This is a genomic window from Prochlorococcus marinus str. MIT 0917, from assembly GCF_027359575.1.
In the GTDB taxonomy this organism is placed as follows: domain Bacteria; phylum Cyanobacteriota; class Cyanobacteriia; order PCC-6307; family Cyanobiaceae; genus Prochlorococcus_B; species Prochlorococcus_B marinus_D.
Window position 1 is genome coordinate 393,064 of record NZ_CP114784.1, and the last position, 19,482, is coordinate 412,545.

Genomic DNA, 19,482 nt, shown 5'->3' on the forward strand with positions numbered 1-19,482 from the left:
CAATGCATAATAACTTTACAAAAATTCACTTATGCTTTAAATTCCTTTACAAATAAGTTTTTGAATTGTGCTTCTACAAGGAGAAGATGTCGAGTCAACTGTAAGCAAGAAGACTGTCATAGCAGTCACAATGGCTACAAGCAGACAAGGTATAGGAGTAGTTAAAGAACTAAGCAAAACAAATAAATATCAAATACGTGCAATCACAAGAAATTTAAACAGCTCAAAAGCTTTTGGGCTTGAAAAACTAAAGAATGTTGAACTAGTTAAAGGAGATTTAATGGATCCTGAAAGCCTCAAAAGAGCTTTTGATGGTGTAGAAGTGATTTTTGGTAATACAACTCCTACAAAAGGTTGGAAATTATTTAGAGGAAGTATTGTTAGGTCGTATGAATTGGAACAAGGTTTTAACCTGATAAATCAAGTTAAAATTGCATACGAAAAAGGGAAGTTAAATCATTTTATATTTAGCTCAATAAGCAAAGGAAAAGATCCACTAAAAAATGACCTGGCTCCAGGACATTTTACGAGTAAATGGGATATAGAGGAATATATCGAAAGATTAGAACTTAAAAGAATTACTACAATATTAAGGCCAGTGAGTTACTTTGAAAACTTCGAAAATAAATTACCCGGCTACAGTATTTCGAAGAATATATTCCCTGGAATAGTTGGGAAAAATTTTAAGTGGCAAACCATAGCGGTAGAGGATATAGGTAAATGGGTAAGGGGCGTTTTATCAAAACCAGAGAAATATAAGAATCAATCTATAAATATTGCCGGTGAAGAGCTGACAGGGTTAGAAATGGCGATGACTCTCCAAAGAATAGTTTCTTCAGAAGGGATTCAAACCAATTATTTAATGATACCGAGAGCAGCAATTAAGCTCTTGGAATACGACATAGGAGTAATGGCAGATTGGATTGAAAGATCAGGATATGGTGCCGATATGGTTAAACTGAAAATGATTCAGAAAGAATTAGATATTGTTCCTACATCTCTTAGAGACTGGTTAAAAGCGAAACTTGAAAATGAGAATAAGACTCGAAATTCATCGGCAAGGCAATGGAAAGGTTCACAATGGAAACTGCAATGGGATAAGCAATAGAGTTTATAAATTCTGTATCTATAAACTTATAAACCATTAACATCAATTGATTTTGCTATAGATCTGAGGAGTTCAACTATTTCACTGTCATCGCAGCAGGTATCTTCCTTAAGCTCTATACATAGATCTCTAATAGAAACATTAGTAGACCACCAAATTCCTGAGGTTTCCGTATCATCAAAACTAAACTTAGACATTAGATCAAATCTAATTAAAGACTATGAAAATTTTTGAGGATCAGTAGATGAACTATCTAAAGCTTTCAATTCATCAGGCAAATCTATATCTAAACTTTCTAATAAGTTCTTTAAAACGATTTTATTATTTATTTTATTTTTGCCAGATCTAAAATTGAAATAAATGTAAATCAGAGAAAAAATGCCAAAAAATATAAAAAAGGAATATAAATAAGTACTGTTGCTCATTAAAAAATTTAATACCTTTTTTATATTCATACCAAATCGGATAAAAATCAATAAAAGTTAAAAAAATAATAAGAAAATGGTAGAATAAACACAATCAGAGAAAAAAAAAAGAATATGATAAGTATTTATGACTAGACCAATAGGCATCGATATGCTGCATGCTAACTGAGAGAACCTATAGAATTAGACAAACACGCAAAAAAAATAAAAGATAGTAGAATTTATTAAAATTTAAGAAAATAATTCACTATTTGTATATATAGAAAAAACCATCAAATAACATAATAATATATTTTATAATTATTATAAGATTTATGATTACAAACATAAGTTATATATTTTTAATCTCAGTACTATTAATTTTTGGTGGCTGGGCGTTTAAAGCTTTGATCTCAGTAGCTCAAGGAAAACCTGTAGAAATAAATTTCAAAAACCCTCTTAATTTAAAGGCAAGATGGCCGAAAGAAACTAAAGAGAAAAAATAATTATCTAAGAACTAAAACATATAGTTTCCATAGCGTTATAAAGCCTTTTGTTCAATTATTATAAATAGACTATTTAATTTAGTTGAATCCAAATTTAAATGCTTGAATCCTTAGATCCATTCCAGCAACTATTATTAGGTGTAACTAGTATAGGGTTACTAATGATAGTTTTAGTAATTTTCCTTACTGCAAGTCCTAACTTTGAAAATACAGATAGATTAAAAAAGATCCTTGACTTGTTTGAAAAAAAGAAATAAATCCCTAATTAAAGGAGAAAGGATACAATACAAATTAAGTTATTGAAGATTAAACTTGATTAATTTGCTAATATTTTCAAAGGATAACTTAGTCAGATCAATCTCTAAATCATAAGTAATGTTGAAAATAAACAAACATTTCTAGAGATGCTAAAGGAATTATTCGACAATAACAAATACCTCATTTGTGCAGGCTTGAGTACTTTATCTCTCGTATTCACTTCATTCTCAATTATTTCCGTATCGAAATCCGTTAAGGAGATATCAACAGAGTTAGAACCGATTTCAGCATGGGCTGACTCGCAAAATGAATGCATCACGAAAACATTTCGCATCGACGGCAAGAATACACAGGGAATGCCCTCTAAGGTTTGGAGCTGTAATGGAGGAGGACAGTAACTTTTACTTTATTTAGTATGTACTAGGACTCCCCCCACCTCTTTCCAATTTCATATCCCCATTGCTTTGCAAGTTGGACTACATCTTCATGTGATTTACAATTAATAAATAATTTATACTTTTCAGGCGAATTATTAATTAATTCAACCAATTGATTTAATTGATCAATTTTAAATAGGAACTTTTCAAAATCTTGTTTAGACATTTTAAATTAAAATATTAAAATATAGAATCGATTTATATTAGAAATTTAAATTAGTGAAGAACCAGATAAAGATCATTTAATAGTTATTTAGAAATGATTATATTTATTATTGTGAGTGGTTGGGTTGTTTCCAAACATATCTATCAATCGCATAATCTTTCTTTACTGCAACACAATTTGTAGCTATGTGCCATAGAGACTTGTGGATTGGAGTGGGATTGTATAGATATACTTTAGGGAATTTATTTTTTAATATTCTCGTAGCAAGTCTTGCATGATAGTGAGGTACTGTCGGTTCTATATGATGAATAGCGTGAGTAGAACCAATTGAGTGATGAAGAAAATCTAATATTTTTCCATAAGGTCTATCGATAGATAAGAATGCCCCTCTCATATAGGAAAATTGGGTAGCACCAAGATGAGGGACATCAGTATCTGTATGATGAAGCCATGTATATATAACTAGCCAAATGTTAACAACAATTAGAGGACCTAAATAGAGACTAATCATAGAATTTACCCCAAAGAGAAAAGACCAAAAGGTTAATAAAAACAACATAAAAGCAATTCCCCAGTCTGATATCCATACCTTTTTTGCCCATACGGATGGCCATAGTTTTTTCGAGAAGGGGGCTGCAGGCCAGAAATGATTACTGGTCCCATAACGAGGTCCACCTGTTTTACCAAGAAGTAAATAAGCAGGCCATCCAACAATCAAGTGAAGGAATAGTTGATTAAAGCCATACAAAATCTTCCCAAAGAATATAGAAGACTCCATTTCCTTTTCACCGCCTTTTTTTTCAGAATGACCATCACCAGAGATCACAACTGGAACATGGGTTTCTCCATCCGTAATGTGATTGGTAAAAGCATGATGTACAGCATGCGACCTTTGCCAAGAAAAGTATGGAACAAGTAAAAAAGAATGAAGACAATACCCGACAAGGGTTTCTAATTTACGATTATCTGAAAATGCTCCATGTCCACATTCATGAGCTAAAACCCAAAGTCCCATAGAAGTTGTACCAGAGAGTAATGCATATAAAATCCAAATTGGAATCATGCCTTTGGTAAGAGGAATAGAGAGACCTAGCAAAACAACAAAAATCTGAATTATTACTGTCCTGGAGAGATAAAAAAGGGATCTTTTCGTTTGGCGAGTAAAACAGTGCTTAGGGATCGCTTCTCTAACTTCTTTTCTAGAGGGGATATCATCCATTGAAATGTTTAAAGCTTTCCCATTTAAACCTGAAGGAAGAAAAGTCCTATTGTTATTTACGTTATTGACTCTATCGAAATTAGTAAGCAGACTTTTTTCCAATTTTCATAACACGATTAAGGTTCACATACGACGTTACTATTCAAGAGTGCTATGAGGCTATAGGAATTTCTAACTTTCACAAAAATAGCTCCTGAATTAACTATAAAATCTAATTAAAGTCAAAATATTAAATAAAGTTTTTAATGGAAATTCGCTTTAAAAGTGATAAAGTATACTTATATGTTTACAATTTATTTATTCCTGCTTTCTGGATATTCAACCGATCCGTCAGCCTTCCTAACGGGTTTAGAATATAAAACTCTTAATAAACCTTTTGTATCCATGTTTGGACTTGTTATTAAAAAGCTAATAAGAAAGAAACCACCAAATATAAGTAATATAAGTACAAGTGGCAAACTTAGTCCCATCTCTGAATATGATAATAAGAATAAATACATTCCTAGTACTATAAAATAAATATAAACTTTTTAATTTTAATAGCTTTCATAAAGATAGAAGCAAATGTAAATGATTACAAAATAATCTATAATTGAATTTTCTCAAAAGGTTTCTCAACAATACCATTATTATCCAGAAATACATTATAAGTGTTTTTATTGTTTTTGAAACTTACATTTTTAAATGGTTTACCGTCAATAAAGTGAATGGCAGAACCGCCTTCAATAGAAATGCAATTAGTTACTTTTTTTTCAAGTAGTATTTTTTTTACGTAAGGAATACGTGAAGGTTCCTCATCATAATGAGGACAACAAGTCCCACTAATAAAATTTAAACAAGGTAATATCCTTAATTCGTTATCCCATGAGTCAGTAATACCACTTGTAAACCAACAAATTGCACCTGCACTAACACCGCTCATGATTACACCTTTATTGTAAGCATTTTTAAGTAATTGACTCATCCCCCAATCATTCCAAATCGAAAGCATGCTCTTTGTATTTCCACCACCAACAAATACAATATCTTGTTCCATAATATGATTCTCTAAATCGATAGTTCTTTTAAAAAATTCAATATGACTAGGAATGCACTTCAGGCGAGTAAAAATAGAATAAAAACGTACTATATAGCTATCATTATCGCCAGTTGCTGTTGGTAAGAAGCAAATTTTTGGGTTAGTCTTACCTGAAATATTAAGCAAATATTCTTCTATTAACTGAGATGAATTCTTTCTACCAAAGCCACCACCGCCTATTGCGATAATATGTTTTTTCAAGGGTTAAATATATTCTTTTCATATAGTACAACGAATAAATACATAAAAGAAAAAATCTATCTAAATTCTTGAAGAGATAGATTTTAGTTAATTAAAATAAAAACTTACCATGGAATAACTGTGCGATCCCATGCTAAAAAATTACCGGAATCAGATGTTTTTTGTGAAGAGATAATATTAATTAAGTATTCTGTTGATTCAGCGGGAGTAAAGAGTTTATTTTTAGGAACACTAGATTGAAAAGGTTTTGATAATTTCGTGTCACAAGTCCCTGGATGCAAGATAGATACAATTGATAAAGGGAATTTTCGACGCCATTCAATACTGAGAGTTTTTAAAAATTGGTTCTGAGCAGCTTTAGAAGCCCTATATGAATACCAACCACCAAGCCTATTATCACCAATACTACCTACCCTGGCACTTAAACTTGCATAGGAGAATGGAACTTCTGGTCTGATAAATTTTTCTATACTTTTAGCTATCAAAATGGGGGCAAAAGCATTAATAGAAAAATTCTTGATAATATTAGACCGATTTATATGTGAAAGTCTCTTTTCAGGTTTTAAATGACTTGAGTGAAGAAAACCACTTGTATTTATGACTAGACGAAGTGGCTTCTTAAATAGTGAAATTTGGTTTTCAAAAGAAATAAATGAATGATCATTCTCTAAGTCTAAATATATCGCATTTTGACTTTTTAGATTTCTCCCACAGACAAAAACATCCAACTTTGGTGATACAGTTGTCAAATAATCTGACATACATTTACCAATATCACCAGCACCAATAATTAGAGCTATTCCATCCCAATCTCGAATTGTCATGATATTAAGAGACTAAACTCAATACTAGAGAAATCATTTCATAAGCGAGAGGTCCAATCACTACATTTATCTAAACTAATTATCTAATATAATAATTGAAAGTATATAATAAAAAAAATATACTTATATCATGGAAAATGACTGGTTGTATGAATTTCAAACATATATTAAGAGATTTGCACTTCTAATAATTCTGATTTTGATTATATTATTAATAATATTAGTCATATTTTGATATCGTAAAAAAAGCAAATCATTAGAGTAATCCACCATATAAAAAATCGACAGTTATATTGGAAGAAAAAAGCATGACTATAAAAGCAACTTACTACGGAGCAAATGGTTGGCTTATTGAATTGGATAAAACAAGAATTTTGATTGACCCTTGGTTAAATGGCGATTTGACTTTCCCTCCTGGAGATTGGCTAATAAAGGGGGAGTTAGGTAAAGAAATTGAGATCCCCAGAGGGATTAATTTTTTATTACTAACTCAAGGCCAACCTGATCATGCCCATCCTCCAACACTAGAGAAAATAAATAAAAGTATTCCAGTAATAGCTTCACAAGCAGCTAGCAATGTTGTTGGTAAACTTGGTTTTACCAAAATAAACATACTGAAACCTGGTGAAACCTATAAAAAGAACAATATAAATATTCAAGCTTCATCAGGTGCGTCAGTACCAAATGTTGAAAATGGATACATTATTGAATCAGATATAGATTCAATTTATATCGAGCCACATGGTTTTCTTGATAAGACAATTAAACATAGAAATATAGATTTAGTAATAACCCCAGTAATAGATTTTTCATTACCACTCGCAGGAAAATTTATTAAAGGAAAAACTGTACTACCTCAATTAATAAAGCTATTTAATCCAACAACAATTTTAGCAAGTACAACAGGGGGAGATATTACTTTTACAGGATTAATAAATAATTTAATCAAAGTTGATGGTTCAGTTGAAGATATGAGCTTATTGAAAGATAGTAGTACTAATTTTATTAATCCTGAACCATTAAAAGAATATAAATTCGAAAAAATCTAAATAATGATAAGTCGTCTATATATATTATTTCTTTTCTTGATTAATATAAAAGTGAGATACTTCGTTTAGCATTTTAATGACGACTTCGTTACCACACTTAGTTCTTTCTTGAAGTCTCATACATGCTTCTTTGATATTAACAAAAGCATCTTCCCTCATCTCAGATAGTTGTTCTTCTGAATATTCTGCTTTACCCATTTTACTTAAACAATTTCATTTAATATTAGTATACCAATACGTTAAAAGACCAAAATCAAACTAAGTATTAATTAAATCTGATAATGACTTGAATTGCTTACGATATTTTACAAGTGTTTTTAAATCTGGAAAACCTCCTGATGATAGTTTATTTAAGAATGATTTCTCAAATCCTAGTATTGACTGAGAAGATCCTTTCTCATCATCACTGCTAAATAATGGTTTTGTCTTCTCATATAGCTTCTGATAAACATCTAAATCAGATTCGTTATCAAAAACAGACCCGTCTTCTGCTGTAAAAGATTTTTTATTAATACTTTTAAACAAATATAATCCAAGAAATACTATTGCAACCAAGATAAAAATAGCTATAGCTATTAATGTAATATCCATAAATTTTTTTAAGAGTTACAATCTATCTTAGTTGAAAAGGAAAGAAAATGGGAAAATATCATTATTAAATTGAGCAGGATCACATAGAGTCTACTCTTAGTTATGTGTGATCAATTTATAACTGACACATTATATAGATATCTATATAATAATATTGAACGAATATTTAACTAAAGTGAATTTTAATTCTATAATTTTTATTATATTTATATTAACTATGTCAATATTTATTTATTTAATCAACAGGCGAAAGAGAAACTACTATCTTAATGCCGGTAAAAAGTGGGATAGAATAGTTAATGAGCTAAGAAGAAGAAAATAGACTTTTTAATTATATTCTCCTGGTACATCATTCTTTTGTACAGTAACTCTTCCAACTTTTTTACCTGAAAATCGAAGCAATTCATCGCCTGAGAATTCAAACCCCAACCGTAAGGCAATCAAGGCAACGTCATCTGCCGTTGAGGAAGAAAGAACTTCATCTTTTAAAGTGTCATCTTTCTGCATTTCATTTAAAAATCTTCTTAAGTGATCTAGTGACATTTAAGAAAAGCAAATACATTAATTTGAAAAATTACTTTAGATTATGAAAGACCTATTTAATTAAATATTAATGAAATAACAACAAAATATAAATATTTAACTCGGTAATTAATCAATAAATGAAAATAAAATGTATAGTTAATAAGTTCCTGTACCTACAATGAAGGCAATCTTAATTATATCTATTATAATTCTTAGTTACTCAGGAATAGCTTATTCATACCCTGAAAGCCAAATGAATGACTGCGTTTCAAGTGCTTTAAGCAATCCTGCAACTAAGTCTATATCGAAAATCTCAATAACAAACTATTGCGATTGTGCTCTCAAAGCAATTATTGATGAAAATAAAGATATTAGAGAATCAGGTTACGAGTGCGCTCAAAAAAACTTTAATTAATCCTTTTAAATTTAAACAATTCTAGTTACAAACTTAAAGATAAAAAAAATCTAATAAAGATTAAAATCAGACTTACCAGATTCGTTCGGCAATGCCATAACCCAATCATCAATAGAAGTTCCTAACCATTCCTTATATTCTTGAAATATACATCTTCTTATATTGGCATCTGATGCAGATTCCATTCGAAGCACTGCATAAGAGACAACTTTGTGAAGGGTCAACTTCAAATCACTATCATCACTCATTTTTCGATTTCGATACTAGTACCTGTACACATAGCAATAAAATAAAAAAATATACACATAGATCTTTATAAGATCATTAATTACAATGACTTTTAATGTGGCTAAATTGAGAGTAAAGGAACTTGCTGAAGCCCTAAGCGTTGATTCTCCTGAAATAATTGCAACATGCACGCTCTTAAAAATACCAGCTTCATCTCCTCTATCATCATTAACAATAGATCAGAGCAAAGAAATAATTGACTATATTCAAAAGACAATTCCTAAGCAAAATATTAATGAGAAATAATTATGACAACTAAAATGAATTATAATAAAATTATATAATTAAATTTTCATGAATAACAAAACAAAAATATGATCACGCGAAGTATGAAAAAATACTAAAAGGAAAGAAAACTAAAAATAAATCTAAAGATCATTAGCTTCTCTGAACAAAGCATCTTGATAATCTGATTCTTTCTTTAAATTTTCCATTTTAATTGGGTCAAAATGATCTATGAGTGACTTACCAAACTCAAAAATTTCTAAATCAGATAAACCCTGATCGCGTAAACCTGCAAGAATTGAAGATATGTCTTGGAACGCATCCTTACATAATTCTCTTTTATCTTCAGCTGTAAGAGATTGCATATCAGATAATTACTAGCACGTTTAATTCAATCATACTATAAGTAATGATTGATAATTGATGATTATAAAATAGCCTAGATTTATACCTATAGAAATAAAAATGAAAAAATATTTAATTAATTTTCAGTATACTATAAAAATAAAGACTAAAGAATTAAATTGAATCTGATAAAAACAAATAAATTTAGAGGTTATTTAAAAGTTTGGGCAGCGCCAATATCATTACTCATATTCTTATTTTTATTCGGTGCTTTAGGCTATCGACTTACAGAAGGATGGGATTGGGGAGATTGTTTATGGATGGTACTGATAACAATTACAACAATAGGTTTTGGTGAAGTTGAAGTTTTGACTTCAGCAGGGCGGATCATAACTTTTTTAATCATCGGAGGTGGATTATTTGTAGTTCAATTAACTCTTCAAAGATTTATACAATTGTCTGAACTAGGATATTTCATAAAATTAGAGGAACTCCGATTAAGGAGACTAATTAGAAGAATGAAAAATCATGTTATTATATGTGGGTATGGGCGCACAGGTAAAGAAATTGCTGACCAATTAAAGTCTGAAAAAATATCTACTTTAATAATAGAAAACGACTCTACAAGAAAAACAGAAGCTGAGGAAAAAGGATTCAACGTCCTATTAGCAGATGCAACTATGGACGATACATTATTACTAGCAGGAGTAAAAACATGTCGGAGCTTAGTGGTTACCCTTCCAAATGATGCAGCAAATTTATATGTTGTTCTAAGTGCAAAAGCACTAAATGATACTTGCAGATTGATCGCTAGGGCCGCGAACGAGGAAGCTGCTAGTAAATTAAAACTAGCAGGAGCTGATGCAGTAGTTAGTCCATATGTTGCCGCAGGGAGAACCATGGCTGCCTCTGCCTTAAGACCTATAGCTGTAGACTTTATTGATTTACTTGCAGGTTCAGATTGCGAAATAGAAGAATTCAAGTTAACCGATAATATTGATAAAATTGAGATCTTCAGAAGTCAACATGAAACTTTTTTTGACTTTTCAAAACGAGGTGAAGCATTACTTTTAGCCACTAAAGTCTCAGGTCAATTAATGGGTAATCCTAAAAATAAGGTATCAATCTCTCCAGGTATGATTTTGATATTCCTTGGAAGTCAAGAGCAATTAAACAGGATTAGAGTTCGTCTTATGGAAGTTTTAGTAAAAACAACATAAGTTAACCTTTGAAATCAGTCTTGCTAGGGTTAACACTACAAAAAAAACGTAACACCTAAATAAAAAAAAGATTAGAACAAAATGAATTGATTTACGTTGATGCCATTACAAACAAAAAATGAATTAGATGCAGAAACAGGAACAAACATTGAGCCATCGAAAATCAATGGGAAAATATTTTCTAAAGACTACGTAGATTTCTTGAGCGAAGCTGGCTGGAGATTAGAAAAAAAACTTCCATCAAATAGCTATAAATATTCGGACTTGCTAGAAGATACCGATTGGAAATCAAATGATATATATTGTAGATCCTCGAAACATTACAGAAGAGATCTTGATGCATTGAGTTGATACTTTTCCTAGCAGTTAAAGCTAAAATTTATTTATACATCTAATTATGTGATGTATAAATAAATTTCATGAAAAGCGATGGATTCTGAAAATCAATCATGGAAAGCCTGGTTTTTTGTTTTTTGCCTCAACGTAGTTGCTATTGGAGGAGCTTTCTACCTTAAATCAATTGGAATAGACCTTTATGCCTTCAGGGGTACTTCCTGATTTTTAGCAAAGTTGCTCATAGCAAAAAAATTTAAATTTAAATTTAATAGGAATTGAAATAAAATGGAAAAAAAGAACGAAACCAATTGGAAAAAAACCATAGATAATATATTAATTTATAATCTTTATATTTTAATAATAGGTTCCTTATATCTAGCTTTTAGTTTTGTATTAAGTATTAATGGCAACTCTTATTTTTATAATTTATTTCAAAAGCTCTGGTATCCAGTATTTATTCCATCTTTAAGTTTATTCTTTACAGCAATATTGATTGAAGCTGTAATAAATTCTCTATATGATCGTGAGAAAAAATAAACTCATGTAAGGTTATGCTTTCAACATTTATGAGCAATCAATTGTTTAAAAAAATAATTGCCATAAAATGAATAAGATTTACTCTCAAAATGAGATTTAAAGTTTCTATGATTAACGATCAAGCTAATCGCCATGAAGAGACTGTTATTGCCAATAATGAAGAGGAAGCAAAAAGGAATATGCTGGATTTTTACCCATTCAACTGTATTAGAAGCTATATGTGTCTATAAATAATTACTAATGCAAAAAAACGAAATGAAAGAACTTACCTATAAGGATCTGAGCAACAACGAATTAGACACCCTTAAAGATATGTATATATCAAGTCGAGTTAATTCTATGAGCGAAAGTGATCTAAGGAAATTTGTTAAGGAAATAATTATCGATCAAATCAAAGGAACAGTAGGTAATGCTGAAGAGAAGGAAGCATGGGAAGAAATAAAAGATCATTTCTCAGAAGACTTAAGTAAAAAGATTCTTGAAGTGAAAGAAAAATGCAATAAAAACCCTAAAGCAGAACAAAAAAGTCAAGAAGAAATTGAATTTGATAGAAGACTTGGTCTTCTAAAGCAACAACAAGAAGAGGAGTCAAGCAAAGACATGTGGTAAATATAAACATCATATAATGATGTTTAAGCTTGATATATATAACTGATATTGAATATCTATCAATAGAAAAAGAAAGCAGCTAGACGAAATAAGAAAGAAAACAAAATAAAGATAATTAATCTTGTGGATCTATATTTTAATTCATTGCAAAAACTTAAATATTTACCTGAATAAACGAATAAAGAAATAAAGGCGAGTCCAAATGAAATTCTCTCAATAAAGAAAAGTGACTTAGATATAGCCATATTGAAGTCATTAATATATAAAGATATAACTACTAATGTAAGAAAAAATAAAAATAATAATAATAATATTGATTTTATACATATACCAAAAGTTAAACTTAAAGGATAATTAAGTATGAAAATTCTTTGTTTTATTTCTTTAATATGAGATTTTTCTAATCTAAAATACTCCGTTTGAGGAATTCTGAACTTTTTGTAGCGATTATGTAACTCTCTTTCTAATAAAACATAATCAGCAGTATAAAATTTAGCCACAACTGAATGTGGCTTCAGTTGTCTCATCCTATTCTTAAAGTTTTTTGTTATGCCAATCTTATATAAATCTCTATTCCTTATTAAGTAAAGCCAACCGCTCATATAAATTTAACCTATTACTTAGTCAATATTAATAAGGGAATTATGCCGCATCATTTTTTCTCATTGAGTTAAATTTTTCTCTCATCGTAGGATTATTTCTGGTCAATCTTTTAACCGAAACCTCTTGAGCTTTATCATTGGCTAATCTAAGGTTTCTATCAGCACCAAGTAATGCATCTTTGGTCTTTTGCAAGTGATTAATAGATTTGTCAATCTCCATAATTGCTGTTTCAAAACGTTTTGAAGCTAGAGCATAATTTTTACCAAAAGAATCCTTAAATAGTTCAAGACTATTTTCAAAATTTGTGATATCAATATTCTGCTCTTTAATAGCTGCAAGTTCGGATTTATACTCAAGCGCCTTAAGTGAAGCATTTCTCAATAAAGTAATTATTGGTAAAAAGCATTGCGGACGAACAACATACATTTTTGGATACCGATATGAAAAGTCAACAATGCCAGCATTAAATAAGTCATTTTCAGATTCTAATAAAGAAACTAATACAGCATATTCGCAATTCTTTTCTATACGATCTTTGTTTAACTCTTTAAGAAAATCCTCATTCTTCTTCTTGCTGGAAGTGCTATCACATTCATTTTTCATCTCAAACATAATAGATACTATTTCGTTCCCATCACTGTCACAGTCACGGAAAATATAATCACCTTTACTACCAAAACTAGCATCATTATCTTTTTCAAAATAGGCATTAGGAAAGCCGGTAGCCCTTAGTCGATTAAATTCATTTTCGCAATGTTGCTCAAGTGACTCGCCAACCATTTTGGTGGACAATTTTATTTTCATATCACGAAGTCTCTCAATTAAATCATCTCGATCTTTTAACTGAATCTCATATCTCATTTTTATAGATTTTTCTGATAATTCCTTTTGTAGCAGAACTTTATCTAAGTTATTTTTGAGTTTTTCATAGCCTTCTTTTAATTCAGTAATTGCGTCAGATACTGCAAGTTTTTTATCAAATTCACTCTTTTCTCTTGTTTTCTCCAATAAATACTCAAGTGAGTCTCTCTCTTTTTCGAAGGTATGCTTAATCTTGTTAATAGTCATAGTTTTTTCAGCCTGGGTAGAAATCAATTGAGACTGAAGGCCTTGCATTTTTTTTTCATTTACAAATGCTGCCTCTTGCATTTGTAATCGCAGATTTTGAATAGCAAGATCAACGGATTTCTGTTTATCCCTTTCAAGAATTTCAAGTCTTTTCTTCATTTCATCTTCAAACTCCTGATCTCTTACCTGCTTAACAATATTTGAGTAACTATCTTCATCAACGCTGATCTTACTACCACATTCAGGACATTTGATTTCATTCATATCTGAGCAAAAGTGACATACAAACTATTTTCTATTTTTATCTTGTTTCGCTTCGACAAGCAAGAATTATGTTAAACCCAAAAACCAGTTATCAAAAAGGATGATGTTAAGCCTGGATAGAAAGAGAAAGAAGAAATCGTATTAGATTATTCTTTTGAACTTGGGTAGATTCCAGATAGATCTCCTTTATTTGCCTTAATAGCCGATGATTTCCATTCGTACCATTTTTTATTCCTTGAATAATCTTCCTCCTCCCAAATCTGATTTTGAAATATCAAGATTCCACAAAGTATAAAAAAAATAAGCGCACCCAAGAAGATATGCCAATCAAACATTATTGATGCAGTTGAATAACGAACATAGGCAACGATTTTCAACATAATGTCCCTTATGAACGAATCCATCTCAATATTTACTTGATAAATACTAAAGTACTTTGAGCACAAATGAGGCTTTTTACCAACACTTCATTAAAAGGTTAAAGGTGAATGAGTATTTATATAGTTATCAACTATTAGCAAAATCTTATTGTATTCGAGCAATAATTTTTACTACACAATATATATTTTTATTTAAAAAGAAAATATGATTGAGGTGTATTGAATACAACAAAATGTCATTACTGAACTTTGCACTTGCTCATTCAGAGCTAGGCATAAGCCATTTTACAACAGATTTAATTCTTGTTCTTTCATTCGCAATAGTAACAGCACTTCCTATGTCTTTATTACGACCTCAGATACAAGAAGATAATGTAAAGAGCAACGTTTTCAAAAGCTGAAGCTAAGTATCATACGGTTAATAAATATGAATAAGTTATCAACTAAAAGCATAATTTAAAATAAATCAATATATTAATTAAATATTAATATACACATTTAATGTATTTTTATATTTGCCTCTAATAGCATCAAAATCAGTAGCACATTAAATTTGAGACAAACTCCAAAATATCATATTTAAAAATATACTTACTGCTTATTTTGTTGGGGTTCATTTAAAGATTTTCATTTTTTTACACGTTTTCAGACAAAGTGTATGTAAAATACTTAAACCATCAAGTAAACATGTCAGATAAAAGTTTATTCATATACGATGGTGAATGCCCATTTTGCAATCACTTTGCACAATTAATTGAATTAAAAAGCAGTCTACCTCAATTCGAAATATTAGATGGAAGAAAAAATCTAGCCCTATTAACTAAACTCTATAACCAAGGTTATGATTTGAATAAAGGTGCAATTCTGATCACTGATGAAAAAATCATGCATGGGGCGGATGCAATTAATTGGATTTGCTCTGAGATAAAGGAGCCAAGCGACTCACTTTTAGAATTACTCAGGATTATCTTCACCTCTAACAAGATGACTAATTTTTTATTTCCATTCCTTTTATGGGGAAGAAGATTATCACTGACATTAAAAGGAAAGGTATGGCATCCAGTTAGCGAAAATAGTCAATTTTTCTGAATGTGTCATACAAACTGAATTCATAATTCTAAGTTGAATAAATATTTAAATTTTTAATAGTTTGAGATTAATAACCAATAGGACAAATTAGACGTAGAATTTTAGTTATTAAATTAAAGCTATCAGAAGATTGTTCAAGAAGTAGAAATTAATTAATGCTATACCCAAGACTTCTCTCAAAACTTTGGTTGAATTTTGTCAAACAATGTCCATTTTATATTCTATTTGTAACATCAGTTGATGAGAGGGTAGATCCAATACATAGGACGAGAGTAGATATGTAAAATAAGATTTTACATATCTACTCTAAATATGCTTATAGAAATCATTGGTAATAGCACTTCATTACTAGTAATTCTTTTGATTGCTTTATCAATATATTTCGGGATCCAAGCTAAAACAAAAAATCTAAGATGATAATTATTTTTTGAATAATTACGAAGGAAGCTAATCAACAAGTAAGCTTACCCTAAAGAAATAATTAAATACAACTTATTCAATTATATGCTTTTTAACTTGCTCGAGACTAGGAACCCTCTCATGCTCAATAAATGTGATAGGTATCCAACTCCAATCAACAAGCAGAGTAAGCATTACAGAGACAAAAATAAACAATGGATAAACTAGCTCAATAAAAAAATGCCGAACCATATAAACCATTAAATCGGATGTAGTAGTAACAATCTCTTCATAAAGCGGATCAAACAAGAATCTAAGATACGTACAAGGTCATAAGCATAACGAAATTAGATATCAAAATGTGAATATAAATAATTAAAGAGAAGATAAAAAAGAGTGTATACCAGAAAAAACAAAAGGTGTATAAGCCTTAAAAACGAATACTGGACGGAGGGCTACTCTAAAGTCTAACCGATCGTAAAAATTAAAGACTCAAGATTTTATCCGGTCAACAATCTACAACGACAAAAATGGAACATGCTTAAAGTAAACATGATAAAGAATCATTAAAATAGAATAAAACGATAATTGAAAAGGGTATATGTAATTGGTATTAGAGGGAAAAACACAAAATTTGAGAAAAATCCAAAACCACATAGATATAAAAAGGAAGAATCCTTTAAATAAATAACTGAAAACGCTGTGAAAAAGAAAAGTAAGATCTCTCTCAGTAAATAAAATATAGATGAAGAATCAGATAAATTTAACTAGGAAAATATAGCCAATAAAAAAGCCGAGAGGCACATATGCTTCTCGGCTAAATCTGAATTTATAAATTCAGTTTTTCTGGGATTAACCTTCTCCTTCTGGAACCAAACGGAATCCTTTACGTCCCATCTTAATCTCAAAATTATCACCAGGCTTGAGATCTAAAAGAGCTGTATAGGCCTTTCCTATCAATAGGTTTCCATTTCCTTGAACGGTAGCCACATAACTAAGCTTTCTTCCACCTTTACCAATTCCACCAGCACTTTCAGCTGCTAGGTTTACACCTTTAGCCTCTAGAAGTGCCTCGTAAAAAGCAGTGTAGTTAAGACGCTCTCCGCCTCCTTTCTTTGTGGAAACATATCCACAAGCTTTAACAAGATCAGATTTTGAGACATCTCCCAAGTCTTTGACCTTGGCTAATAAATCCTTACCAGTGAGCATGATAAATAAATGGTTGTACTTATAATACTAACTTATAATTAACAAACTTACAATATTTACATTAGTCCGAGACATTAAGGCTAAAAGTTATGGGAACAAAAGCCTCTAGATTAAACTCAGGAATCCAAGGTTATATGGAAAATTATTCAAGGTTGAAGGCATTGATTTATAGGAAAAATCCTTTTTGGCATGTTAAAAAATAAATGATTCGGATGATCATTTATCTATTAGAAAACCCTCAATCGCCAGCAATAGCAAGATAATTTTATAAAATAAGGAAAAATTTATTCGTGCTTGTAGACAGCTATGAGCAAATTGGTAGCTTCATTCAAACAAATCGGTCAGACTATAAAGCTTTACTTTTGAATATTTGTTAACGCATGAATGAGAACAAAATTACTTATTACAACAAAAAATGAATCTCTCCTAAAATCCTCTGATTTATATTGTATCTATATTCATCCTTTAGCATTAGCTGGATTATTTGGAACTCAAATAAATCTTTAGTATAAACAACAAATAATTAATTTAACCTTTCCTTGAGACTTATTCTTCTTCTTAAATCAGACTAAGTACTACAGAACATAATTTCTTAGAAATGGCGGTATATCAAATCTTCTAGAAATAAATGCCGATAATTTATTGGATATTCGCCTTAAATTTGGGTTCAAATACAGCACCATTGCATATCATCACAGATAAAACTTCTTTACTCTCATCATTCATTTTCTTGACAGCCTTAACTTTACTCAATGTATCAGATGTTTTTCTTAAGCATCGATTCCAGACTGAGGCTTGCTTGGAGATAGGGAATAATTGAATATTTAATGCAGTAAAACCTACAGCAATAAGTCCCAAATAAGTTTTTGAGTAGAAATCATTCATTTCTGAACTAAAATAAACATATCAACAAGAGTTGTTCAAAAAGATGAGGAGATGGCTCTACTAACCATTTACTAATAAAAAATATTATGTCAGGTTAAGGGATAAAAATTAAGATGTAAGCTTAAGCCTATTGAGAATTGCAGATTTTGCTGAAAACATATAATTAAGAGACTTCAAAATCAATCAGACCACTTTCCAATTGCAAATTCAAGAAAACGATCAACATCATCATTAGGACAGCCTGTCTTGCTTTTTAATTCCTTGCATGCATCAGTAATTTTTTTATAGCAATCGTTAACATCGACATTCGACTCTATTGCTCGAAAAAGTTGTTTATCTGTAAATGTCATATTAAGAAGATGAGCAATTCAATAAAGGATATTTTCATTGAGTTTTTTTTGCAATCTTACATAAGGATAACTCAATCGAAACTTGTGAAAAAAAAATCACATACTCGAATCGATGATCAGAATAGTTAATCAAACAATTACCTAGTTAAAGCCAAAGCCCAATTAGGAAAGGAAGGGCTCACACCTAAAATATTCTTGGTCAAAGAGGAATTGCACTTAGCGACGATTCCATTGGTAGGAAGATTTGAAAACAATTCATTCTTGATCCATTGAGAATGCCATCTTTTAACCTGATTAGGATCATCAGTTCTCAGAGTTATAGGAACCTCGAATCCCCAGTTTTGAAGTTGGGTTAAATCTGACAACTCATCACTGTTTGAGCAAAAAATTTGGAATGCTTTAAATAAAAGAGAAGTATTATTATCAATATTCGAGAATGAGTTCGATAGCAATTGCTCTATCAAAATATTTGAACTAGAAGAAGGTGAATATAAAATGCCCTCCAACTCAACTTCAACTTTCAAGGAGTCATCAATACTCAAAGGAATAGAATTTATATTCCTTATATTTTCAACAATCTCACAAGCTTCACGAGAATAAGCATCTACTAATTGGCCATATTTATATCTAAGTCCAATTGCGAAACCATCGATTTTGGGCTGTACAACAATGGTTGATCCCTCTGGTAACTTTGCACACCAGCTTGAAAAACAATCTTTATCAAGTCCAAGTAATCTCATATATATATAAATAGGAAAATATCGAGCCAAGTCGCTTCAATAACTTCTTTTCTTAATAAATCGGGAAATATAAAGCTGGTGAAGGTATATCAACATAAAAATAAAAAAAGGAAAAAGTAATAAGTATAAATTAACAATGTTCTGGATATGTTAC

The 19,482-nt window shown here is 30.4% G+C and carries 33 protein-coding genes; 15 read left to right on the forward strand and 18 right to left on the reverse strand.

Features of this window, described 5'->3' with window-relative positions; genetic code table 11:
- Positions 1-67 precede the first annotated feature (67 nt).
- Positions 68-1,108 (forward strand): NmrA/HSCARG family protein, encoded by a 1,041-nt coding sequence (locus O5637_RS02095; protein ID WP_269605695.1) that lies wholly within the window; start codon positions 68-70, stop codon positions 1,106-1,108.
- A 26-nt stretch (positions 1,109-1,134) separates the two neighbouring features.
- Here the strand turns inward: O5637_RS02095 and O5637_RS02100 are convergent, their stop codons facing one another.
- A complete protein-coding gene (locus tag O5637_RS02100) occupies positions 1,135-1,305 on the reverse strand; it encodes a hypothetical protein (protein WP_269605697.1) in 171 nt (56 codons plus the stop codon).
- Between the two features lie 21 nt (positions 1,306-1,326).
- The gene (locus O5637_RS02105) at positions 1,327-1,563 is read right to left on the reverse strand and encodes a hypothetical protein (protein WP_269605698.1); all 237 of its coding nucleotides are present in this window, start codon (positions 1,561-1,563) and stop codon (positions 1,327-1,329) included.
- 284 nt (positions 1,564-1,847) lie between these two features.
- On the opposite strand from O5637_RS02105, the gene O5637_RS02110 reads away from it, so the two are divergent.
- From O5637_RS02110 to O5637_RS02120, 3 genes are all read left to right on the forward strand, one after another.
- The gene (locus tag O5637_RS02110) at positions 1,848-2,018 is read left to right on the forward strand and encodes a hypothetical protein (protein WP_269605700.1); all 171 of its coding nucleotides are present in this window, start codon (positions 1,848-1,850) and stop codon (positions 2,016-2,018) included.
- A 98-nt stretch (positions 2,019-2,116) separates the two neighbouring features.
- Positions 2,117-2,275, forward strand: a complete 159-nt coding sequence (locus O5637_RS02115; protein WP_269605702.1) for a hypothetical protein — start codon at positions 2,117-2,119, stop codon at positions 2,273-2,275.
- A gap of 195 nt (positions 2,276-2,470) precedes the next feature.
- Positions 2,471-2,674 (forward strand): hypothetical protein, encoded by a 204-nt coding sequence (locus tag O5637_RS02120; RefSeq protein WP_269605703.1) that lies wholly within the window; start codon positions 2,471-2,473, stop codon positions 2,672-2,674.
- A gap of 22 nt (positions 2,675-2,696) precedes the next feature.
- On the opposite strand, the gene O5637_RS02125 is transcribed toward O5637_RS02120, so the two are convergent.
- On the reverse strand, positions 2,697-2,879 hold the full coding sequence (locus O5637_RS02125; RefSeq protein WP_269605705.1) for a Nif11 family protein: 183 nt from the start codon (positions 2,877-2,879) through the stop codon (positions 2,697-2,699).
- A gap of 106 nt (positions 2,880-2,985) precedes the next feature.
- Positions 2,986-4,200 (reverse strand): fatty acid desaturase, encoded by a 1,215-nt coding sequence (locus O5637_RS02130; protein ID WP_269605707.1) that lies wholly within the window; start codon positions 4,198-4,200, stop codon positions 2,986-2,988.
- A gap of 180 nt (positions 4,201-4,380) precedes the next feature.
- On the opposite strand from O5637_RS02130, the gene O5637_RS02135 reads away from it, so the two are divergent.
- Entirely contained in the window at positions 4,381-4,617 is a 237-nt protein-coding gene (locus O5637_RS02135) for a hypothetical protein (protein WP_269605709.1), read from the forward strand.
- A 67-nt stretch (positions 4,618-4,684) separates the two neighbouring features.
- Here O5637_RS02135 and O5637_RS02140 read toward each other — a convergent pair whose 3' ends face one another.
- Together O5637_RS02140 and O5637_RS02145 are read right to left on the reverse strand one after the other, a co-directional pair.
- Positions 4,685-5,377 (reverse strand): peptidase E, encoded by a 693-nt coding sequence (locus O5637_RS02140; protein WP_269605711.1) that lies wholly within the window; start codon positions 5,375-5,377, stop codon positions 4,685-4,687.
- 104 nt (positions 5,378-5,481) lie between these two features.
- Complete coding sequence (locus tag O5637_RS02145; protein ID WP_269605713.1) at positions 5,482-6,201, reverse strand: SDR family NAD(P)-dependent oxidoreductase; 720 nt, start codon at positions 6,199-6,201, stop codon at positions 5,482-5,484.
- 308 nt (positions 6,202-6,509) lie between these two features.
- Here O5637_RS02145 and O5637_RS02150 point away from each other — a divergent pair, with 308 nt between their 5' ends.
- Positions 6,510-7,250 (forward strand): MBL fold metallo-hydrolase, encoded by a 741-nt coding sequence (locus O5637_RS02150; RefSeq protein WP_269605714.1) that lies wholly within the window; start codon positions 6,510-6,512, stop codon positions 7,248-7,250.
- A 24-nt stretch (positions 7,251-7,274) separates the two neighbouring features.
- On the opposite strand, the gene O5637_RS02155 is transcribed toward O5637_RS02150, so the two are convergent.
- The 3 genes from O5637_RS02155 to O5637_RS02165 all read right to left on the reverse strand — a co-directional run bounded on the left by O5637_RS02155 (position 7,275) and on the right by O5637_RS02165 (position 8,384).
- Positions 7,275-7,448, reverse strand: a complete 174-nt coding sequence (locus O5637_RS02155) for a hypothetical protein (RefSeq protein ID WP_269605716.1) — start codon at positions 7,446-7,448, stop codon at positions 7,275-7,277.
- Positions 7,449-7,508: 60 nt separating this feature from the next.
- Positions 7,509-7,841, reverse strand: a complete 333-nt coding sequence (locus tag O5637_RS02160; protein ID WP_269605718.1) for a hypothetical protein — start codon at positions 7,839-7,841, stop codon at positions 7,509-7,511.
- A 327-nt stretch (positions 7,842-8,168) separates the two neighbouring features.
- Entirely contained in the window at positions 8,169-8,384 is a 216-nt protein-coding gene (locus tag O5637_RS02165; RefSeq protein WP_269605719.1) for a Nif11-like leader peptide family natural product precursor, read from the reverse strand.
- Positions 8,385-8,544: 160 nt separating this feature from the next.
- Here O5637_RS02165 and O5637_RS02170 point away from each other — a divergent pair, with 160 nt between their 5' ends.
- Positions 8,545-8,781: a hypothetical protein gene (locus O5637_RS02170; protein ID WP_269605721.1), complete on the forward strand. Its 237-nt coding sequence runs from the start codon at positions 8,545-8,547 to the stop codon at positions 8,779-8,781.
- Positions 8,782-8,831: 50 nt separating this feature from the next.
- Here the strand turns inward: O5637_RS02170 and O5637_RS02175 are convergent, their stop codons facing one another.
- Entirely contained in the window at positions 8,832-9,029 is a 198-nt protein-coding gene (locus O5637_RS02175) for a hypothetical protein (protein WP_269605724.1), read from the reverse strand.
- Between the two features lie 85 nt (positions 9,030-9,114).
- Between O5637_RS02175 and O5637_RS02180 the strand changes: the two genes are divergently transcribed.
- On the forward strand, positions 9,115-9,315 hold the full coding sequence (locus O5637_RS02180; protein ID WP_269605726.1) for a translation initiation factor IF-2 N-terminal domain-containing protein: 201 nt from the start codon (positions 9,115-9,117) through the stop codon (positions 9,313-9,315).
- 122 nt (positions 9,316-9,437) lie between these two features.
- Here O5637_RS02180 and O5637_RS02185 read toward each other — a convergent pair whose 3' ends face one another.
- On the reverse strand, positions 9,438-9,659 hold the full coding sequence (locus tag O5637_RS02185; RefSeq protein ID WP_269605729.1) for a hypothetical protein: 222 nt from the start codon (positions 9,657-9,659) through the stop codon (positions 9,438-9,440).
- A gap of 159 nt (positions 9,660-9,818) precedes the next feature.
- Between O5637_RS02185 and O5637_RS02190 the strand changes: the two genes are divergently transcribed.
- From O5637_RS02190 to O5637_RS02210, 5 genes are all read left to right on the forward strand, one after another.
- On the forward strand, positions 9,819-10,859 hold the full coding sequence (locus O5637_RS02190) for a potassium channel family protein (protein WP_269605730.1): 1,041 nt from the start codon (positions 9,819-9,821) through the stop codon (positions 10,857-10,859).
- 99 nt (positions 10,860-10,958) lie between these two features.
- Positions 10,959-11,210, forward strand: coding sequence for a hypothetical protein (locus O5637_RS02195; protein WP_269605732.1), 252 nt, complete (start codon positions 10,959-10,961; stop codon positions 11,208-11,210).
- Positions 11,211-11,288: 78 nt separating this feature from the next.
- A complete protein-coding gene (locus tag O5637_RS02200) occupies positions 11,289-11,417 on the forward strand; it encodes a hypothetical protein (RefSeq protein ID WP_269605734.1) in 129 nt (42 codons plus the stop codon).
- A 63-nt stretch (positions 11,418-11,480) separates the two neighbouring features.
- Positions 11,481-11,732, forward strand: coding sequence for a hypothetical protein (locus tag O5637_RS02205; protein WP_269605736.1), 252 nt, complete (start codon positions 11,481-11,483; stop codon positions 11,730-11,732).
- A gap of 240 nt (positions 11,733-11,972) precedes the next feature.
- Positions 11,973-12,341, forward strand: coding sequence for a DUF7326 family protein (locus O5637_RS02210; protein WP_269605737.1), 369 nt, complete (start codon positions 11,973-11,975; stop codon positions 12,339-12,341).
- Between the two features lie 59 nt (positions 12,342-12,400).
- On the opposite strand, the gene O5637_RS02215 is transcribed toward O5637_RS02210, so the two are convergent.
- The 3 genes from O5637_RS02215 to O5637_RS02225 all read right to left on the reverse strand — a co-directional run bounded on the left by O5637_RS02215 (position 12,401) and on the right by O5637_RS02225 (position 14,656).
- Positions 12,401-12,943, reverse strand: a complete 543-nt coding sequence (locus tag O5637_RS02215) for a GIY-YIG nuclease family protein (protein WP_269605738.1) — start codon at positions 12,941-12,943, stop codon at positions 12,401-12,403.
- Positions 12,944-12,983: 40 nt separating this feature from the next.
- The gene (locus tag O5637_RS02220) at positions 12,984-14,276 is read right to left on the reverse strand and encodes a DUF2130 domain-containing protein (RefSeq protein ID WP_269605739.1); all 1,293 of its coding nucleotides are present in this window, start codon (positions 14,274-14,276) and stop codon (positions 12,984-12,986) included.
- A 146-nt stretch (positions 14,277-14,422) separates the two neighbouring features.
- Positions 14,423-14,656 (reverse strand): hypothetical protein, encoded by a 234-nt coding sequence (locus O5637_RS02225; protein ID WP_269605741.1) that lies wholly within the window; start codon positions 14,654-14,656, stop codon positions 14,423-14,425.
- A gap of 233 nt (positions 14,657-14,889) precedes the next feature.
- On the opposite strand from O5637_RS02225, the gene O5637_RS02230 reads away from it, so the two are divergent.
- A complete protein-coding gene (locus O5637_RS02230; RefSeq protein ID WP_269605742.1) occupies positions 14,890-15,057 on the forward strand; it encodes a hypothetical protein in 168 nt (55 codons plus the stop codon).
- 286 nt (positions 15,058-15,343) lie between these two features.
- A complete protein-coding gene (locus tag O5637_RS02235; protein ID WP_269605744.1) occupies positions 15,344-15,745 on the forward strand; it encodes a DCC1-like thiol-disulfide oxidoreductase family protein in 402 nt (133 codons plus the stop codon).
- Between the two features lie 1,251 nt (positions 15,746-16,996).
- Here the strand turns inward: O5637_RS02235 and O5637_RS02240 are convergent.
- The 4 genes from O5637_RS02240 to O5637_RS02255 all read right to left on the reverse strand — a co-directional run bounded on the left by O5637_RS02240 (position 16,997) and on the right by O5637_RS02255 (position 19,328).
- Positions 16,997-17,353: an AbrB family transcriptional regulator gene (locus O5637_RS02240; protein WP_011293945.1), complete on the reverse strand. Its 357-nt coding sequence runs from the start codon at positions 17,351-17,353 to the stop codon at positions 16,997-16,999.
- A 639-nt stretch (positions 17,354-17,992) separates the two neighbouring features.
- The gene (locus tag O5637_RS02245) at positions 17,993-18,238 is read right to left on the reverse strand and encodes a hypothetical protein (protein WP_269605745.1); all 246 of its coding nucleotides are present in this window, start codon (positions 18,236-18,238) and stop codon (positions 17,993-17,995) included.
- Between the two features lie 179 nt (positions 18,239-18,417).
- Positions 18,418-18,588: a hypothetical protein gene (locus O5637_RS02250; RefSeq protein WP_269605747.1), complete on the reverse strand. Its 171-nt coding sequence runs from the start codon at positions 18,586-18,588 to the stop codon at positions 18,418-18,420.
- 137 nt (positions 18,589-18,725) lie between these two features.
- A complete protein-coding gene (locus tag O5637_RS02255) occupies positions 18,726-19,328 on the reverse strand; it encodes an NAD-dependent DNA ligase (RefSeq protein WP_269605749.1) in 603 nt (200 codons plus the stop codon).
- Between the last annotated feature and the right edge of the window lie 154 nt (positions 19,329-19,482).

What these genes read in the sequence shown, in the direction of transcription:
- O5637_RS02240 (WP_011293945.1), bottom strand. Translation starts at nt 17,353, where the DNA reads ATGCTCACTGGTAAGGATTTATTAGCCAAGGTCAAAGACTTGGGAGAT.
- O5637_RS02215 (WP_269605738.1), bottom strand. Translation starts at nt 12,943, where the DNA reads ATGAGCGGTTGGCTTTACTTAATAAGGAATAGAGATTTATATAAGATT.
- O5637_RS02150 (WP_269605714.1), top strand. Translation starts at nt 6,510, where the DNA reads ATGACTATAAAAGCAACTTACTACGGAGCAAATGGTTGGCTTATTGAA.
- O5637_RS02125 (WP_269605705.1), bottom strand. Translation starts at nt 2,879, where the DNA reads ATGTCTAAACAAGATTTTGAAAAGTTCCTATTTAAAATTGATCAATTA.
- O5637_RS02195 (WP_269605732.1), top strand. Translation starts at nt 10,959, where the DNA reads ATGCCATTACAAACAAAAAATGAATTAGATGCAGAAACAGGAACAAAC.
- O5637_RS02220 (WP_269605739.1), bottom strand. Translation starts at nt 14,276, where the DNA reads ATGAATGAAATCAAATGTCCTGAATGTGGTAGTAAGATCAGCGTTGAT.
- O5637_RS02145 (WP_269605713.1), bottom strand. Translation starts at nt 6,201, where the DNA reads ATGACAATTCGAGATTGGGATGGAATAGCTCTAATTATTGGTGCTGGT.
- O5637_RS02250 (WP_269605747.1), bottom strand. Translation starts at nt 18,588, where the DNA reads ATGACATTTACAGATAAACAACTTTTTCGAGCAATAGAGTCGAATGTC.
- O5637_RS02110 (WP_269605700.1), top strand. Translation starts at nt 1,848, where the DNA reads ATGATTACAAACATAAGTTATATATTTTTAATCTCAGTACTATTAATT.
- O5637_RS02170 (WP_269605721.1), top strand. Translation starts at nt 8,545, where the DNA reads ATGAAGGCAATCTTAATTATATCTATTATAATTCTTAGTTACTCAGGA.
- O5637_RS02200 (WP_269605734.1), top strand. Translation starts at nt 11,289, where the DNA reads ATGGATTCTGAAAATCAATCATGGAAAGCCTGGTTTTTTGTTTTTTGC.
- O5637_RS02115 (WP_269605702.1), top strand. Translation starts at nt 2,117, where the DNA reads ATGCTTGAATCCTTAGATCCATTCCAGCAACTATTATTAGGTGTAACT.
- O5637_RS02135 (WP_269605709.1), top strand. Translation starts at nt 4,381, where the DNA reads ATGTTTACAATTTATTTATTCCTGCTTTCTGGATATTCAACCGATCCG.
- O5637_RS02230 (WP_269605742.1), top strand. Translation starts at nt 14,890, where the DNA reads ATGTCATTACTGAACTTTGCACTTGCTCATTCAGAGCTAGGCATAAGC.
- O5637_RS02185 (WP_269605729.1), bottom strand. Translation starts at nt 9,659, where the DNA reads ATGCAATCTCTTACAGCTGAAGATAAAAGAGAATTATGTAAGGATGCG.
- O5637_RS02225 (WP_269605741.1), bottom strand. Translation starts at nt 14,656, where the DNA reads ATGTTGAAAATCGTTGCCTATGTTCGTTATTCAACTGCATCAATAATG.
- O5637_RS02165 (WP_269605719.1), bottom strand. Translation starts at nt 8,384, where the DNA reads ATGTCACTAGATCACTTAAGAAGATTTTTAAATGAAATGCAGAAAGAT.
- O5637_RS02100 (WP_269605697.1), bottom strand. Translation starts at nt 1,305, where the DNA reads ATGTCTAAGTTTAGTTTTGATGATACGGAAACCTCAGGAATTTGGTGG.
- O5637_RS02255 (WP_269605749.1), bottom strand. Translation starts at nt 19,328, where the DNA reads ATGAGATTACTTGGACTTGATAAAGATTGTTTTTCAAGCTGGTGTGCA.
- O5637_RS02205 (WP_269605736.1), top strand. Translation starts at nt 11,481, where the DNA reads ATGGAAAAAAAGAACGAAACCAATTGGAAAAAAACCATAGATAATATA.
- O5637_RS02210 (WP_269605737.1), top strand. Translation starts at nt 11,973, where the DNA reads ATGCAAAAAAACGAAATGAAAGAACTTACCTATAAGGATCTGAGCAAC.
- O5637_RS02180 (WP_269605726.1), top strand. Translation starts at nt 9,115, where the DNA reads ATGACTTTTAATGTGGCTAAATTGAGAGTAAAGGAACTTGCTGAAGCC.
- O5637_RS02235 (WP_269605744.1), top strand. Translation starts at nt 15,344, where the DNA reads ATGTCAGATAAAAGTTTATTCATATACGATGGTGAATGCCCATTTTGC.
- O5637_RS02245 (WP_269605745.1), bottom strand. Translation starts at nt 18,238, where the DNA reads ATGAATGATTTCTACTCAAAAACTTATTTGGGACTTATTGCTGTAGGT.
- O5637_RS02160 (WP_269605718.1), bottom strand. Translation starts at nt 7,841, where the DNA reads ATGGATATTACATTAATAGCTATAGCTATTTTTATCTTGGTTGCAATA.
- O5637_RS02175 (WP_269605724.1), bottom strand. Translation starts at nt 9,029, where the DNA reads ATGAGTGATGATAGTGATTTGAAGTTGACCCTTCACAAAGTTGTCTCT.
- O5637_RS02105 (WP_269605698.1), bottom strand. Translation starts at nt 1,563, where the DNA reads ATGAATATAAAAAAGGTATTAAATTTTTTAATGAGCAACAGTACTTAT.
- O5637_RS02155 (WP_269605716.1), bottom strand. Translation starts at nt 7,448, where the DNA reads ATGGGTAAAGCAGAATATTCAGAAGAACAACTATCTGAGATGAGGGAA.